Origin of the sequence: Trichocoleus sp. AS-A1, assembly GCF_039962015.1 — a bacterium.
GTDB lineage: Bacteria > Cyanobacteriota > Cyanobacteriia > Cyanobacteriales > FACHB-T130 > FACHB-T130.
Genome location: NZ_JAMPKG010000011.1, coordinates 163,517 through 179,164 on the forward strand (window position 1 = coordinate 163,517; position 15,648 = coordinate 179,164).

Sequence of the window (15,648 nt, forward strand, 5' to 3'; positions counted from 1 at the left end):
GACAAGCAGGCGGTTCCTGATAGTGTCCGGTGCGATCGCAACAAGTCAGAAGAGTAAATAGGCTGATCCCCTGCAAGGAACAGCCATGAACAATTCGTTACGATCGAAATGAAAAGAATTCTTGTGTTTTTGTTCCTGTTTGTGCTACCGCTCGTGCCAATATTGAGCCTGAGCCAAACAGGTTCTGCAATCACTGCCACGACCGGAAGCGCTCCGAATATTCCGGGTTGGACTCTTACCTTCGCAGATGAGTTCAACTCAACTTCTCTCGATAAAGCGAATTACGTTCGATACTGGGGTAAACCGAGTACAGCAGGAGCAGTTTCCTGGTGGAATGGAAACTCAGCACTGATTGTACAAAACGGACTCTTGCGCCTCAAAATTGCCAAGGAAACCATAACTAAGGATGGAGTCACGTTTCCTTATACCGCAGGCGGGTTTACCCAACTTACGGCTCAAACTTACGGGCGTTGGGTAGTTCGGGCGCGTTTTCAAAAGGGAGAAGGTACCCAAGGTTACATTTCGCTGTGGCGACAGGACTTTAAATGGCCTCCGGAAATCGACTTTGCTGAACTTAGGGGAAACATCCCTAACGAAAATATTTTTACCCAGCACTATTTGCTGGATGGTAAAAAGAAGTCAGAAGTTTCCAAGCTGTACGAAACTAACTACACCGACGACTTTCACGAATACACTGTAATTTGGGAACCCGGACGCTTGACATGGCTCGTCGATGGCGTGCAAAAGTTTACCACCACGCAAAAGTTTGATGCTTTTCCAATGGTTCTGGCGGTGGGCAATCTCGTGGGTAGCTGCAACAGCTTTGCGGGATGTCCTCTCACCACCACCCTATTTCCGACTTACTTGGATGTTGACTATATCCGCATCTATAAAAAGGCTTAATAGATGTTTTCTCGTCAATCCAATTCACTTTTTGGGTTCAATAAAAACGCCTGACAACTAAAGTCGCGACTACACAAACGAATACCATTTGGGTTGTGAGGCGCTACATTATTGATTCCCCCAACCCCCCAATTTATTGGGGGGTTAAGAAGTCCATCGGTTGCAAACAAGAAACAACAACGATCTTAAGCTCTCGTGAAAAACTAATCCAAATCGCGGATGTGTAGGCTGGGGAGCCACCTCTGGGCGCGGGGTGCATGGCGATTGAGTTGCGCGTTACCCAGCACTAGGGCAGTTTACCCTGCTACTCTCCCTTGAAAGCTCAAGCCTTACGGCACGAACACACCTACGTTTACGCTCTACCCGACCTCCGATTGTGCAAGGGTTTCAGCGTTTTAGACGTGGTTGAAACCGCCGACTTAAAAATGGTACAAGATACGGAGATATTTACTTTGGCTTCCTCCGCAAGACGGAGTGGACTGTTCAATATCACAAGTTACATTAATTTACAAGACAGGTTAAAAAAAATTTGTGAGGGGGGGCGAATGCAAGCTGTGGCTGACAGAGAACAGAAAAAAGTAAAAAATACGATTATTCATTGGCGCAATATTGACTTTCAGACGGTTAAGCAAAGAATTAATCAAATTACTAAGCAGCTGGAAGAGGTTCAAAAGAAATATGAACCCAGCAGCCAATTGAACTCCGATCCGCAAGAGAGCGCTCACAGAGATCGCGCACCAGAGTCACGCCGTTATTAATATCATCCTGTTGGTAAGCGATCGCGCAGGATAAACTCTGCTACGCTCAAATCCACCGGCGTAGTCACCTTCAGATTCGTCTCTTCTCCCTGGACAATCCGGACTTTCAAATTGCACTTTTCAAATAAAGCCGCATCGTCGGTAACTTCCCAATTTTGGCGTCGGGCTTCCGTATGACACTGTTGCAACAAATCAACTTTAAAACCTTGGGGCGTTTGAGCCGCCCATAGATGCTGTCGATCGGGTGTACTTTCAATGAACCCAGCCGCATCCACGACTTTAATCGTATCTTTCACCGGCACCGCTGCAATTAAGCCAGGACAATTCATCAGTTCCTCAGCACACCGATCCAGTAATTGGGGCGTCGCCAGACACCGAGCGCCATCATGAATTAAGACGTGGTGGGCGGATGGGAGCGCCTGCAAGCCGTTGTAGACCGACTCTTGACGGGTTGACCCACCAACGATCAATTGCACGGGCTTAGTGAGGGAGAGGTCAGCGAGAATCTCCTTGAAGTCAGAAAAGTCATCTGGATGAGCAATTAAACCGATCCAACTGATGTGACGGGAAGCTTCAACCGCCTGGAGAGTCCAGTGAATCAAGGGTTTACCGAGCAACGTCAAAAGGAGTTTATTTCGCTCGCTCCCCATCCGACGCCCCATCCCTGCTGCTGGAATCAATAAATGCACACGCTTCCTCTTTTGCTGACCGCTTTGTTAATCCTTGTTGCGCTAAGTATATCTTCCCCTAAAATGAAGCTGATAAGTAACCTCAATCAACAGTAATGCGAATACTTGCCCTTGTCCCCGGCGGGATTGGCGACCAAATTCTGTTCTTCCCTACCCTGGATGACCTGAAGCGGTATTACCCGGAAGCTCAGATTGATGTCATTGTAGAACCCAGGGCAAAGGGTGCCTACCGGGTTTGCAAGTCGGTTAATGAAATCCTCACCTATGACTTCAAAGACCGTACCGGACCAGCAGACTGGGGAAATTTACTGGGTATAATCCGCGATCGCGAGTATGATATCGCCCTATCTCTGGGGCGCAGGTGGAGTGTAGGGCTGCTGCTGTGGCTGACCGGCATTCCCACTCGAATTAGCTATAACGGGCCAGGAAACTGGTTTCTCACCAACCCAGTTCCGCTAAAAACCGAGCAGTATGCCGCTGATATGTATCACGATTTGCTGCAAGGTTTAGGAATAAATTCTCCTTGTCCACCGCTGGCGGTCAATGTACCTAAACCAGATATTGAGTGGGCAGAAAAAGAACAAAAACAACTGGGTGTTCAGGAAACTGGCTACATTCTGATTCATGGCGGTTCTAGCGCCTTGGCTCAGGCGAAAGGGATTGATAAAATCTATCCGGTCAAGAAATGGCAGCAGATTATTCAAGAAACTCAACAGCGACAGCCTGATTTACCGATTGTCCTCCTCAAAGGGCCTGAGGATAAGGCGTTTGTTAGCGAATTGATGCAGTCCTCGCCTAACTTAAAGGTGACTTCGCCTGGAGATATCGGGAAGTTGGCGGCAATGATTGCTGGTGCCAACTTGATGCTGTGTACGGATAGTGCGCCCATGCACTTAGCCGTCGCCGTTGGGACTTACACGATTGCACTGTTTGGCCCGACAGAAGCGAAAAAATTGCTACCGAGTAGCGATCGCGTTCGCGGTTTGCAATCCCCTAGTCGCTCGATAGCCGACATTCCCCCAGCAGACGTTCTCCAGCAAATCTGGGGCGGTTAAATCCTGAAAAATTAAAAATTAAAAATGCAAAACAAAATTTTTAATTTTTAATTTTCCCGCCCCTCCAAACTATTCTCTGTTGATTCAATTCATGTCTAAAACTGCCAAACCAGCAGTATTTCTTGACCGGGATGGCGTCCTCAATGTCGAAGCCGGTTATATCCATCAAGTTGAGGATTTACACCTGATACCGGGGGTGGCTCAGGCGGTACGGCTGCTCAACGACCGGCAGATGTTTTGCTGTCTCGTCTCCAATCAATCAGGCCCCGCCCGAGACTACTATCCGGCTAGTCATGTGGATGCTCTGCATCTGCGCCTCTGCCACCTCTTGCAAGCTGAAGCAGGGGCGCGTTTAGATGCTTTGTATTACTGCCCTTATCTCAGTCCCCCGGAAGGAGGGACAAATCCAGAATTCAGCCGCTGGAGTACCTGGCGCAAGCCGAATACGGGAATGCTGGTGGCGGCTGCTTGGGAACACGATCTGGATCTGTCGCGCAGTTTTATGGTGGGGGACAAAGCCACCGATATCGACATGGCACACAATGCCGGTTGTACCGGGATTTTAGTGCAGACTGGATTTGGCGATCGCGTCTTGGGTGGCGAGTATCAACACCACACTCGCCCGGATTTCATCGCAGCGGATTTAGTCGCGGCGGTTGAGTGGATTTGCCAGCAGAATAATTAAAAATTATTTTTAATTTTATTTCTAATTTTTAATTGAGTTTGATAGCTTTAAATTCAAGATTGATAGCCCTAGGATTGCCAAAAACAACACCAATCCAATTGTGCAAGCATAACTCATCTCTAAATTTTGGAAAGCTTGCTCATAGAGATAATAAACAATCGTTTTAGAACTGTTTCGCGGCCCTCCTTGGGTCATAATATAAACCTCTTCAAATACTTTCGTGGCAGAAATCGCAGAAATCACCGCCACTAGCACTAAATACGGTTTCATCAATGGGATCGTAATGTCCCAATGCTTAGCAATCCCGTCTGAGCCATCAATCGCCGCCGCTTCATAGACATCTGCTGGGATTGATTGCAAGCCAGCTAAATAAATCACCATGTAGTAGCCTAATCCCTTCCAAACCGTCACCACCATCACGCTAAAAAGTGCAAAGCGCGGGCTAGTCAGCCAAGGAATACCATTTTGGAGAAACGGGATAATTTTAGTGTTGACTAATACCTGATTCACCAGACCGTTTTCTGCATAAAGCCAGTTCCAAGCAATCCCCGCCACCACCATTGAAATGACTACAGGTGTGTAATAAGCTGCCCGAAGCCAGCTAATTCCACGTAGTTTTTGGTTAACCAGAATCGCTAGTCCTAGCGATGCCACAACTAAAATCGGCACTACAAAAATCAGGTAAAGCAGAGTATTCCACAGCGTCTGCCAAAACACTGTATCGGTCCACAGACGCCGAAAATTCTTAAAACCCACCCATTCTGGCGCTTGACCAATCAGAGTATATTCCGTAAAAGAAAGGTAAAACGCTTGTAAGGCAGGCCAGAAAACGGTTAGTCCCAAAAACAACAAAGCAGGCAGCAAAAACAGATAAGGCGTTAATCTTTGTTTAGCGAAAATCCCATCTTTTGGCATCCAATGCTGCATATTAAAAAACTATTAGCAATTAGTAATTAGAAATCCTTCAATTAGCGATTCGAGTGTAGTCTATTTTACTGTTGTTGGAAACTTCAGGGTAGTTTAATATACACTAACCATCCTGAAAGGAGCAGCAATTCGCTGCCTCGCCGCAGCTGACGAGCTTTCTCCCAGCTTTACATTATTTCTGTAGGAGACGCCGAGAGTGGAGCGGTTAGAACCAGTTGATCTCGTTGATCTCAAGGAAAACATCAGGGGACTGGGAACACCGTTTGAAATGACTTATACGTTGCAGACAGAAGATGCATTACAAGAGTGCCCTGTTTCAACGGGACAATCCCTATCCGGAGTTCGTCCCCTTTCAACCCTGATGAGTAACTTACCTGGCATGGCCTACCGTTGCCGCAACGACCAGAGCTGGACAATGGAAGCGGTCAGCGAGGACTGCTATCAGCTCACTGGTTACTCTCCGTTTGAACTCATTGGCAACCGAGAAATCTGCTATGCCCAACTGATTCATCCCGACGACCGAGAGCAGGTGTGGAACGCCATACAAGCCGCCGTGCAAGAATATAGACCCTTCCAGCTTGTCTACCGCATCATCACAGCGGCGGGAGAAGAGAAATTTGTCTGGGAACAGGGTTGTGGAGTTTTCTCCCAATCGGGAGAACTGCTGGCGCTGGAGGGCTTGATCATGATTTCAATCCCTAATCGGGATTTAGACCCCCGCCCCGCTAACACTCTACACCCCTTTGCGAATACGTCAATAGACGTATCCGAGCGCCAGCGGGCTGAAGAAGAAATTAAACTGTTGCAAATCCTAACCCAGGCAATTAGTGCTGCGCCTGATTTTCATACGGCACTTTCAGTCGCGCTACGTCAAGTGTGTGAAACAACCGGCTGGAATTTTGGTGAAGCTTGGATACCCACCTCAGACGGTACTGTTTTAGAATGCACTCCCGCATGGTACAGCAGCACTTTAGAGCTACAGGTTGAAAGTTTACAAGCGTTAGAGGTTGAAAGGTTGATGAAAGGTTTAAATCAACTTCAACCGACTAACCTGCCATCAGAACTGCCCCTAACCCTGAGCGAGTTCCGGCGGCAGAGCGAAATGTTGAAGTTTTCACCGGGAATTGGGCTACCGGGACGAGTTTGGTTATCCAAGCAGCCAGAGTGGATTCCCGATGCTTCGATTGAGCCGCCCCCATTTTTTATCCGGACTCAGTTCGCCAGAAATTGCGGACTCAAAGCTGGATTTGCCGTGCCGATTCTCTCTAAAGATCGGGTAGTGGCAGTTCTCACTTTCTTCCTGTTTGAATCTCGCCCTAAGGACAAGCGACTGGTTGAGCTGGTGTCAGCAGTAGCAGCGCATCTGGGAACCGTGATGCAGCAAAAACAAGCGGAAGCTGCCCTGAGGGAAAGCCAGCGCCGTCTTGCAAGTTTGATTGACTCGTTGCCAGGGATTGTGTTTTCTTGTGGAAATGACCCAGCGTGGTCGATGACTTACATTAGTGAAGGTTGCTTTAAGCTGACTGGGTATCACAGTGAAGAATTGATTGGCGATCGCGCGGTGTCTTATGATTCCATTACTCATCCTGAGGATTTACCCAAGGTTTTAGAGGCGATCGCTACGGGCATCACGCTTCTAAAACCCTATGTTGTGGAATATCGCATTCTTACCAAATCAGGTGTAGAAAAATGGGTTTGGGAAAAAGGAGCGGCAGTTTGTGACAGCGCCGGTAAAGTCCTCGGACTGGAAGGCTTCATCACCGATATCACCGAGCGCAAGCGGACAGAAGAGGCTCTACAGCAGGCAGAAGCCAAATATCGCAGTATCTTTGAGAATGCAATTGAGGGGATTTTCCAGACGACGCCCGATGGACAGTATATTAGTGCCAATCCCGCTCTGGCACGCATTTATGGATATGAGTCTCCGACAGAACTGATGGCGCGTCTGACGGATATTAAGCAGCAACTATACGTTGACCCAAACCGGCGTGCTGAGTTTACGCGCCTGTTGCAAGAACACGATGCCGTTTCAGAGTTTGAATCCGCAGTCTCCCGTCAAGATGGCAGCATTATCTGGATTGCAGAAAATGCCCGTGCGGTGCGCGATTGTGAAGGTACGCTGCTTTACTACGAAGGCACGGTGGAAGATATTACCGAGCGCAAACGGGCAAAGGAGCATCTGCGGGAGCGGGCGTTTTATGATATCTTAACCGGCTTGCCCAACCGAGCTTTGTTCATGGAGCGCCTCAGTCAAGCGGTGGAGCGAGCCAAACAGTGTCAAGATTTTCAGTTTGCGCTGCTGTTTGTAGATTTGGATGGCTTCAAAAAAGTGAACGACAGTTTGGGGCATCTGGTTGGGGATAAATTATTGGTGGCGTTAGCGGAGCGGCTGCTTCGCTGCGTCGCTCGCCGTCTCGAAACCTGCGTGCGTGCTGAAGACATCGTCGCTCGTTTGGGGGGAGATGAATTTACCCTGCTTTTGGAAGCTATTGACGACCTGAGTCACGCCACCAGCATCGCCGAACGAATCAACCGAGAACTGATACCGCCTTTCTATCTCGACGGACACGAAGTTTTTACTGCCGCAAGTATTGGCATTGTTCTCAGCAGCGGCTACGATCGACCTGAAGACCTCCTGCGCGATGCCGATACAGCCTTGTATCGTGCCAAAGCGCTAGGAAAGGGACGGTATGAGGTGTTTGACCAAACGATGCACTCAAGTGCCCGGTGAAAGGAAATGATTCCCGGTCTTCCTTTCTCCAGCGGAGGGGGGTGGGGGATAGAGATGGTTCCCAATCAATTTTTATAATTGAGATGCTGCTGTTGCAGTTGAGCGCAATTACAAATTTGGGTATCCATTTAACAAAACCTTTTAGAAAATTTTGGATGGTAGATTTCGGATTGAGGTTAAATTCGCAAGGGAACTAAAGGCGATCGCGTATAGCCCTTTGGGCATGAAAACAGCGAGGCGTTAGCCTAGCGCTGAAAGAGTCAGTTCGCGTCTCTACCAAATTGAGAGTTGGAAAAAATTAAACCTAGCAGCATTAAGCAAAATTGTTATAAACGGTCGCATCAACGCTGTTGCGACTCCTTTGGGAAAACAGCAGATGTATGAACTGGCAATTCCCTGAAAAGTCCAAAATTCAAAGTTTAAAAGTAGAAGAAAAAGAAAAAAAATCCTTTATTGCTAATTTTGCTTTTTTCTTTTTTCCTTCTTTAATCGTTGCAAGTGGTTTGGTGCTAGGGATTTGGCAACCACTGGAACAGCTTGCTTATCGGGGTTTATTCCGCCTCCGGGGAACGATGCCTTGGGATGAACGGGTGGTGTTGATTGACATTGATGATGCCAGTTTAACGGAACTGGGTCGCTTTCCTTGGCCTCGCAAGCAATACACCCAGTTGCTGAATCAACTGTCCGCAGCAGAGCCTAGTGTGGTGGTATTGGACGTGCTGATGCCCGAAAGTAGTCCGGAAGATGCACAGATGGCGGTGGCGATGGAAAAAGTGGGTCAGGTAGTGTTGGCGCAGGGGTGGGATCGGACAACTACCCCTTTGCGTCCGACTCCAGAATTGAGTAAAAGCGCGATCGCAATCGGACATATTGCCAACCACAAGGATAGCGATGGTTTAACTCGCCAAGTTGTACCGCAACTTGAAGGCGTGCCTCTTTTAAGCATCGCGGCTTCCCAGGTTTATTCACTGGTGAAAGAGCCGGTAAAACTCCCACCGATGAATCAACCGCTGCTCGTGAACTGGCCCGGTGAGGTGCTTCAGGCACCGCACTATTCCTTTGTTTCAGTCCTTCAGGGGAAAGTGCCTGCCTCGGCATTCAAGGGAAAGATTGTGATGGTGGGCGTCACAGCAGCCGCTCTCGATCCTCTAAACACTCCGTTTGACAATCATCCACCCGCGAGTGGAATTCACCTGCACGCTACCGTTCTGAATAATCTCTTGCAAGAAAACTTTCTGAAAACCCCAGACCCCAAGTGGCTGCTGGGTTTCCTGTTGCTGGGCGGGCCAATGCTTGGCTTCACGCTCAACCGCTATCGGACGAGACACCAGCTGATTGCAGTCGTTAGTCTTTGTAGCGGCTGGGTCATTGTCAGTGTAGTGCTTTTGCGGGTGAGTTACTTGATGCCGGTAGTGTCACCCGTGGGATTATTTTGTTTAACGGCAGCGAGCTTGAGCATCCAAGAGCGTCTGCGAATGAAAGCGCAGCTTCAACACATTGAGCAGCAGCAGCAGCAACGGCAACTTTATGACTCGCTGACGGGTTTGCCTAATCGAACCTTATTTATGGAGCGGTTGGAGGTTGCCCTAGAACGTACCTATCAGTTTGAAAATTATCTATTTGCGGTACTGTTTGTGGATCTCGACCGATTTAAGGTGATTAACGACAGCTTGGGGCATACGGTCGGAGATAAACTACTTGTCGCGATCGCGCATCGGCTCTGTACTCTGATGCGCCCCAGAGATACGGTGGCACGTCTTGGCGGAGACGAGTTCACGATCCTGCTGGAGGAGATTCAGCAACTGGGTGACGCGACCCGCGTTGCCGAGTCAATCCACGAAGCCCTCGCATCACCCTTTTACCTCGATGGACATGAAGTATTCGCCGCCGCCAGTATTGGCATTGCCCTGAGCCGGAGAGCCGGAGAGCCGGAGAATCGGAGAGTGGGACAGGACGGTAAGACAATTCCCTTCCTCACGCCTTCTACCCTTCCTTCACCCAACACTCAAAAGAGGCAAGAACCCGTACTTAACCCGGAGTGGGACTTGCTGCGCGATGCCGACATTGCCCTATCTCAGGCAAAAATAATGGGAAAAGGGCGTTATGCCGTGTTCCACACGACTTTACATGCACGCGCGATCGCACTTTTACAATTAGAAACCGACCTGCGTCTGGCAATTGGGGCTTTATCTAAGGAAGGTTTTGAGTTCTCCGTTTTGAGTTCTCCTTTACAAGATGAAAATTCAAAACTCCAAACTCCAAACTTAAAACTTTTACCTAACTCTGAGTTTCGGGTTTACTACCAGCCTATCGTCTCCCTCTCAACCGGCAAAATTACTGCCTTTGAGGCACTCGTGCGCTGGCAGCACCCTAAGAGAGGGTTAGTTTCTCCGCTTGAGTTTATTCCCGTTGCAGAAGAAACCGGACTGATGGCGCAACTGGATTGGTGGGTATTGCGCGAAGCCTGCTGCCAGATGCGTGCTTGGCAAGAAAGATTCGTTCAGAATAGTGAACCCTCAACATCCAACTATGAACAATTAACAATTGGCGTAAATCTTTCTGCGATGCAGTTTGCCCAATCTGACATGGTTCAGCAGATCGATCGAATTGTTCGGGAGACTGGTTTGGAAACTCGCAGTTTAAAGCTAGAGATTACTGAAACTTGCTTGCTAGAAGATGCCGATGCCGTAACCGCTATGCTTGAGCAGCTCAGAGCCTTAGGAGTGAAAGTGGGAATTGACGACTTTGGCACTGGCTATTCTTCCTTGGGGCGTCTGCATTGCTTACCAATTGATACTTTGAAAATTGACCGCTCCTTTATTAGCGGCATGGGGGATGAGGAAAATCGCTGGGAAATTGTCCAGACAATTATGACGCTGGCTCACAATTTGGGGATGGATGTGGTTGCCGAAGGTATCGAAACCGCAGAGCAGATGCTTCAGCTCAAGCGGCTGCAATGTGAATACGGACAGGGATACTTTTTTTCTAAGCCGGTAGATGCACCGGCAGCTGAGGCGTTATTGGCAGCACAGCCCCAGTGGTGATAAAAATCAAAAATTGCCTCAAATCGGCAAGGCAATATCAGCCGTTGAAACTGGGAAAAATTTGAGAGTTGAAATAGAATTCCAACATCTCAAATCTCAAATTTAGGGAGAGTCGCTGGGGTGGTTGTAGCTGGAAACAGCTGCTCTGAGATTACCTTTGTGTTCTGCAAGGAGGCGATCGCCTTCTTGCTTCTCCAAACCCGTCCAATGCATCAACAACGCTAACTTGACAGAACGCCCACTTTGCTCCAGCAAATATCCAGCGTCTTCTCGATTTAAATCCGTGAGGTCTTGCAGCATTCGCAGGGCGCGATCGTGCAATTTTTTATTAGTAACGGCGACATCTACCATGCGATTGCCGTAGACTTTGCCCAGCTTCACCATCACGCCGGTGGAGAGGATATTTAAAGCCATTTTAGTGACGGTTCCGGATTTCAGTCGCGTCGAGCCTGCCACTACTTCTGGCCCTACAATTAGGCGAATATCTAAATCTGCATCGATGGTAACTTGTTCGGCTGGGACACAGGCAATCAAAATCGTGGTTGCACCTCGCTGACGTGCCGCTTGGATTGCACCGTGGACAAACGGTGTTGTTCCCCCGGCGGTGATGCCGACAACGACATCGAGATGGGTAATCTGCCGAGTTGCGATCGCAGATGCCCCGTCTTCATCTTTGTCTTCTAAATCTTCTGAGCTGCGGATTAACGCCCCCGCACCCCCGGCGATAATCCCTTGTACCAGTTCTGGCGGCGTACAAAAGGTGGGCGGACACTCGGCTGCATCCAAGACGCCCAGACGCCCGCTCGTCCCAGCTCCCACATAAAACAGGCGTCCACCGTGACGTAACGCCTCAGCCGTCTTATCGATTGCTTCAGCGAGCTGAGTTCTGGCGATTGCGATCGCTGCTAGCGTCTGAGCATCTTCCTGATTGAACAAATCTACCAATTCCAGAGAACTCATCTGGTCGAGATTCTGGCTATTGGGATTAACCTGTTCTGTTAAAAGATGTCCCCGCTCCTCCAGATTCTTCATCCTCGATCCTTCATTTTTTTTATCGTTCATCCTGCCAAGAAAGCGCCGCTATGGGTTACGCGATCGCTAACATCCTCGATCCTTTCATAACAGTCCTTCTAATTGACGGCGAATTCTGTCTAGATCGGAAACTTCCGCTTGCGGAGCATCTGGTTTCCAGTCTGTTTCCTCCAGATTCGTTTCTGGCGGAACCAGAAAAAGACGTTCCGCATCTCCTTCGGGAACAAATCCCTCCGGAATTAGCTTGCACTCGTAACCTGCACCCTCACAAAATGCCTCGACTTCCTCTGCATCGATGGCTTCAACACTGGGACTGAGAAAATCTTGTGCTTCTAGCAGCATCGCATAGCGAGTCGCATCGTCTTCTGATTCAAACATGAGTATCCAGTTGCGATCGCCAATCTGAATCGAGTGAATCCCCTCGTTGTCAGTCCGAGGATTAAATATTAAAACGAATACGCGCCTAGATGTAGTCATCGTTTTTTATCCATTCTTAACTTAGGATATCTAACTGGCTTCCCTGATATCACGTCTAGTTGCTCTTCCTTTGCTAGCTAGCGATGCGGAGCAATAAAGACAGAGGGAAAGAGAAATTCAAGAGAGAAGATTCAAATGAAATTGCGAGGAAATCAGCAAAAAAGCTAAATTACCCCCAACCAATAGATGTTAAGACATTTCAGATCGCCATAGATATCCTTTCCTAGCTCAAGCAACTCTACCGTAACGGGCAGTCACAGGATGATGGGGATTTTCTTGATTGCATAACCACGCCCACATCTGATCGCCCAAGCAGAAATGCCACCACTCGTTGGGATGACGGCGAAACCCAGCTTGGAGCATGACATCATTTAATAGCTGCCGATGAGAATGATACTGCTGTTCTACTGGCTGGATGCTATTGGCATAATAATCAGGATGCGATCGCGCTGATATTTCATCAATTTCTCCCCCCATATCTATCGTCTTGCCAGTATTGTCTACTAAGGTGATATCCACCGCAGCCCCCGTACTGTGAGGCGGTGGCATTGCTGGATCGAGGTTGGGGGGTGCCCAAAATTGATAAACTATCTCCCAAATTGCTTGACGCTGAGCTTCTGTTAACTCAATCAAGTTTAAACCTTGAGCCTGAACCACTTCAGCAAAGGTGTAATCTACCATGAATTGCTGGACTTCCACGGGTCGAAAGGCATCAAAGAGATCGATCCGCCAATCTGGATTCGTGACAGCTAACTGGTGTTGGGCGGCAATTAGGGATTCGAGGACACCCTGACGGAGATAATAAGGTGAGCGATCGCCATAAGTCGCACCCAATTTTTCATAAGGATGGGGAGAGACAACCGCAAATTGTTCCAAAGGAATGGCAGTGAGCGGCTCACCACACTCTACAATTACAATCTGCTGATAAGGTTTCATATTCCGCTCTTTCAGACTGACCTTATTTTGCCGTCTGGCGTGAAATATTCAAAATATGCAGTATTTTTATCAGTAGTTTTAGACAAGTTTAATCGACGCTTCAAAATAACGAGATAAAAAGATTTAAAAGCTAACGTTTCTCTATATCAAACTTAGAAAATAACTATTAATAAAAAATTAACAGTGCTAGAATCCACAATAACAATCTTAATTTATCCCTTAAAATCTTCTTTCTTTTCTTTCTTCGCGTCCTAAGCGCTAACGCGCAGGCTACGCCAACGCGACTTCGCGGTTCATCAAAAAATTGCTGTATCCAGCGTAATCTTGATAGTTGATTTCCGCAATACCTAAACTTCTGTCATCCCCTCTAAGTCGATGACCAATTCTAGGGGCTGGATGTCTCCCCAAGTTTCGCTGATGAATTTCTGAGTAGCCAAGGCGAGTGGAGAGCTTGACTGATGGAATGTTTCGCTAGCTTTGCTTAAATCTTTTGCCTTTTGATACAAAATTAAATAGTCCCCATCTTGGCTGCGTTCGAGAAAGATGGATTCTATAATGACTCCTTCGTTCCTGAGCAATTCCCGCACTTCATCCAATTGATTGTTCAAGTTCTTGAGCCAACCAATTACAGGGAGGGTCAATCCTGGCTTAATCCGAATTTTTAAGCATTGGGTGTCCGCCATTAACTTGCCCTTTATGGATGGATAAAATTGAAAAATTACCGAATTGCGTATTGCGTGTTAGGTTGCTTATTCGTTTTACAGAAAGTTTGCTGTAACCCTCTTAATTCCCGCGATTCTTGCTTCACCTGACCAGACATTGCAGCTGTCTGTAAAGCCATGAAAGCGTTGAAGTCTTCCAGACCATACTTAGTTCTTAAAAGCTGTCGCAGTTGATTTTCTGCTGCAATGGTTAAATAACCTGTTGCCAGAGCCTGTTGTACAAGGTCGCGGATCAGAGACATATTCACCCCTCAAAAATTTTTATATTAACAATATGACCCGGAAAACTAAGTAGCTATCAGTTCGCGCCAGCCAGAAAAATTCAGTGTTTTCAACCGTTCTTTTAATAAACTTGGGCGATCGCAGCTTTATGTATTTCTGGTTTTGCGAATGCTAATAGCAACGAATTATTAGCCGTTAGCGATTCAGAAATGGCTGGCTGTTCAACCGGCTTTTAGATGGGTCATCCTGTTAATCTGCCACACTAGGTAGGAAACTTTTACTCCCCGAAGGGCTATAGAAGTTTCCTACCTAGTGTAAAAGAAGCGGTTCTAGTAAACCTCATCCTATGGACTCACCCGATCGGGTGATTTTCTGGATCGCTAGCATGGTTCGTGCGTTTTGGTCAGCGGTAGCACGTAACGCCAATACCGAAGACCAAACATAGATGGGAGTTCGATGTCCTGCTGAAATCCCATTCGCTCATACATTTTTCTGGCAACCGTCATCAACTCGCTCGTATGCACTCCAATTTCGCAGGCACCGTCTGCTTTTGCACGCTGAATACACTCCTGGGTGAGCAGTCGTCCGGCTCCCTTTCCGCGATGAGAAGGCGATACTGCCAGCAAGCGACTGGATGCCCACTGGGGCGGAAACAGCCTGCCGTCAGACTTACCAGGAGCAAAGTACGCCACTGTCCCGACGAGGTGACAATCCTCCTGTGCCACGATTAACTGAGCTACCTCGGCTCTCTTTGCGACTTGGGACAAATTCCCCTGCATCACCTCCCAGTCACCGGGCGCTAGGGCGCGTGCGTACTCCTGGTAAGCTGCAACTGAGATTTGCTCGATTTGGGTGAAATCCTGTGACAGGGCGTTACGAATCGCGATCGCCATATTTTATGTTTGCCTGTCTGATTTGAACTCTACGAAGTTTTCTTGGTTTCACTGATTCGGCGCTGGCGCGAAACCCATCTTTGTCAAGTTTGTTTTGGTTTGGGGAAAGTGATCGCTTCCCCAACCCCAATCGAGAAGCGATTCACGCTCACAAAAGGTTCGGGTTTGCTTGAACAAAGTCTGATGTATGATGCGGGAACTGCACTTCCTCCAGTTGACTCACCCGACTGGATGATTGTGGAAAAGCGACAAGGCGAGATCGCCATCAATCGAACTACAGCGCTAAATTTTGGCACAGACTTTGGATCGATCTATAGCCTCTAAAGCGTACTTGGAACAAGTGGGTTGAAACTGGCAAACTGGTGGAAACAACGGAGAAATCAGAACCTGGTAGCCCCGACCACCCAAATTAGGGAGCTGCTAATAAGGTTTCATTGCCTTCAACTCTCTCAAATGCAAGATATAGCAACCGCCAAGATGGTTAGGACGTAGAATGAAGGTGTAATTGTGACTTGTTACCGTTTGCTCTGCCGTGCCTAAACCTTACAGTTACGACTTTCGTCAGAAAGTGATC

15 protein-coding genes and 1 pseudogene are annotated in these 15,648 nt (G+C 48.0%); 7 read left to right on the forward strand and 9 right to left on the reverse strand.

The window, feature by feature from the left end:
* The first annotated feature begins 108 nt into the window (after positions 1 to 108).
* A complete protein-coding gene (locus NC994_RS11065) occupies positions 109 to 903 on the forward strand; it encodes a glycoside hydrolase family 16 protein (RefSeq protein WP_190435301.1) in 795 nt (264 codons plus the stop codon).
* A gap of 314 nt (positions 904 to 1,217) precedes the next feature.
* The gene (locus NC994_RS11070; protein WP_190435304.1) at positions 1,218 to 1,661 is read left to right on the forward strand and encodes a hypothetical protein; all 444 of its coding nucleotides are present in this window, start codon (positions 1,218 to 1,220) and stop codon (positions 1,659 to 1,661) included.
* A 2-nt stretch (positions 1,662 to 1,663) separates the two neighbouring features.
* On the opposite strand, the gene ispD is transcribed toward NC994_RS11070, so the two are convergent.
* Entirely contained in the window at positions 1,664 to 2,350 is a 687-nt protein-coding gene (gene ispD / locus NC994_RS11075; RefSeq protein ID WP_190435307.1) for a 2-C-methyl-D-erythritol 4-phosphate cytidylyltransferase, read from the reverse strand.
* 95 nt (positions 2,351 to 2,445) lie between these two features.
* Here ispD and NC994_RS11080 point away from each other — a divergent pair, with 95 nt between their 5' ends.
* Together NC994_RS11080 and NC994_RS11085 are read left to right on the forward strand one after the other, a co-directional pair.
* On the forward strand, positions 2,446 to 3,405 hold the full coding sequence (locus tag NC994_RS11080; RefSeq protein WP_190410297.1) for a glycosyltransferase family 9 protein: 960 nt from the start codon (positions 2,446 to 2,448) through the stop codon (positions 3,403 to 3,405).
* Positions 3,406 to 3,496: 91 nt separating this feature from the next.
* Complete coding sequence (locus NC994_RS11085) at positions 3,497 to 4,090, forward strand: HAD family hydrolase (RefSeq protein WP_190435309.1); 594 nt, start codon at positions 3,497 to 3,499, stop codon at positions 4,088 to 4,090.
* Between the two features lie 21 nt (positions 4,091 to 4,111).
* Here NC994_RS11085 and NC994_RS11090 read toward each other — a convergent pair whose 3' ends face one another.
* Entirely contained in the window at positions 4,112 to 5,017 is a 906-nt protein-coding gene (locus NC994_RS11090; RefSeq protein WP_190435311.1) for a sugar ABC transporter permease, read from the reverse strand.
* Between the two features lie 196 nt (positions 5,018 to 5,213).
* Between NC994_RS11090 and NC994_RS11095 the strand changes: the two genes are divergently transcribed.
* Positions 5,214 to 7,748 (forward strand): PAS domain-containing protein, encoded by a 2,535-nt coding sequence (locus NC994_RS11095; RefSeq protein ID WP_190435314.1) that lies wholly within the window; start codon positions 5,214 to 5,216, stop codon positions 7,746 to 7,748.
* 380 nt (positions 7,749 to 8,128) lie between these two features.
* Complete coding sequence (locus NC994_RS11100; RefSeq protein ID WP_190435317.1) at positions 8,129 to 10,792, forward strand: EAL domain-containing protein; 2,664 nt, start codon at positions 8,129 to 8,131, stop codon at positions 10,790 to 10,792.
* Between the two features lie 102 nt (positions 10,793 to 10,894).
* Here the strand turns inward: NC994_RS11100 and murQ are convergent, their stop codons facing one another.
* From murQ to NC994_RS11130, 6 genes are all read right to left on the reverse strand, one after another.
* Positions 10,895 to 11,824, reverse strand: coding sequence for an N-acetylmuramic acid 6-phosphate etherase (murQ, locus tag NC994_RS11105; RefSeq protein WP_190410302.1), 930 nt, complete (start codon positions 11,822 to 11,824; stop codon positions 10,895 to 10,897).
* A gap of 84 nt (positions 11,825 to 11,908) precedes the next feature.
* Positions 11,909 to 12,301 carry a DUF3110 domain-containing protein gene (locus NC994_RS11110; RefSeq protein ID WP_190410303.1) on the reverse strand — a complete coding sequence of 131 codons (393 nt, stop codon included), beginning with the start codon at positions 12,299 to 12,301 and terminating at the stop codon, positions 11,909 to 11,911.
* Between the two features lie 228 nt (positions 12,302 to 12,529).
* On the reverse strand, positions 12,530 to 13,237 hold the full coding sequence (locus NC994_RS11115) for a M15 family metallopeptidase (protein WP_190435319.1): 708 nt from the start codon (positions 13,235 to 13,237) through the stop codon (positions 12,530 to 12,532).
* A gap of 347 nt (positions 13,238 to 13,584) precedes the next feature.
* Positions 13,585 to 13,920 (reverse strand): DUF6176 family protein, encoded by a 336-nt coding sequence (locus NC994_RS11120; RefSeq protein WP_190410305.1) that lies wholly within the window; start codon positions 13,918 to 13,920, stop codon positions 13,585 to 13,587.
* Positions 13,921 to 13,955: 35 nt separating this feature from the next.
* Positions 13,956 to 14,201 carry a hypothetical protein gene (locus tag NC994_RS11125; protein WP_190435322.1) on the reverse strand — a complete coding sequence of 82 codons (246 nt, stop codon included), beginning with the start codon at positions 14,199 to 14,201 and terminating at the stop codon, positions 13,956 to 13,958.
* 360 nt (positions 14,202 to 14,561) lie between these two features.
* On the reverse strand, positions 14,562 to 15,074 hold the full coding sequence (locus tag NC994_RS11130; RefSeq protein ID WP_190435324.1) for a GNAT family N-acetyltransferase: 513 nt from the start codon (positions 15,072 to 15,074) through the stop codon (positions 14,562 to 14,564).
* Positions 15,075 to 15,116: 42 nt separating this feature from the next.
* Between NC994_RS11130 and NC994_RS11135 the strand changes: the two genes are divergently transcribed.
* Positions 15,117 to 15,398 carry a hypothetical protein gene (locus NC994_RS11135; protein WP_190435365.1) on the forward strand — a complete coding sequence of 94 codons (282 nt, stop codon included), beginning with the start codon at positions 15,117 to 15,119 and terminating at the stop codon, positions 15,396 to 15,398.
* Here the strand turns inward: NC994_RS11135 and yidD are convergent.
* Positions 15,381 to 15,499, reverse strand: a pseudogene (gene yidD / locus NC994_RS11140) (membrane protein insertion efficiency factor YidD); the annotation flags it as partial. The gene NC994_RS11135 and the pseudogene yidD sit on opposite strands and share 18 nt — an antisense overlap.
* Positions 15,500 to 15,648 lie beyond the last annotated feature (149 nt).

Bases quoted from the DNA above. Each gene is read 5' to 3' on its own strand.
- NC994_RS11110 (WP_190410303.1), bottom strand. From the start codon at position 12,301: ATGACTACATCTAGGCGCGTATTCGTTTTAATATTTAATCCTCGGACT.
- NC994_RS11090 (WP_190435311.1), bottom strand. From the start codon at position 5,017: ATGCAGCATTGGATGCCAAAAGATGGGATTTTCGCTAAACAAAGATTA.
- NC994_RS11115 (WP_190435319.1), bottom strand. From the start codon at position 13,237: ATGAAACCTTATCAGCAGATTGTAATTGTAGAGTGTGGTGAGCCGCTC.
- NC994_RS11125 (WP_190435322.1), bottom strand. From the start codon at position 14,201: ATGTCTCTGATCCGCGACCTTGTACAACAGGCTCTGGCAACAGGTTAT.
- NC994_RS11120 (WP_190410305.1), bottom strand. From the start codon at position 13,920: ATGGCGGACACCCAATGCTTAAAAATTCGGATTAAGCCAGGATTGACC.
- NC994_RS11100 (WP_190435317.1), top strand. From the start codon at position 8,129: ATGAACTGGCAATTCCCTGAAAAGTCCAAAATTCAAAGTTTAAAAGTA.
- NC994_RS11080 (WP_190410297.1), top strand. From the start codon at position 2,446: ATGCGAATACTTGCCCTTGTCCCCGGCGGGATTGGCGACCAAATTCTG.
- NC994_RS11130 (WP_190435324.1), bottom strand. From the start codon at position 15,074: ATGGCGATCGCGATTCGTAACGCCCTGTCACAGGATTTCACCCAAATC.
- NC994_RS11085 (WP_190435309.1), top strand. From the start codon at position 3,497: ATGTCTAAAACTGCCAAACCAGCAGTATTTCTTGACCGGGATGGCGTC.
- NC994_RS11065 (WP_190435301.1), top strand. From the start codon at position 109: ATGAAAAGAATTCTTGTGTTTTTGTTCCTGTTTGTGCTACCGCTCGTG.
- murQ (WP_190410302.1), bottom strand. From the start codon at position 11,824: ATGAAGAATCTGGAGGAGCGGGGACATCTTTTAACAGAACAGGTTAAT.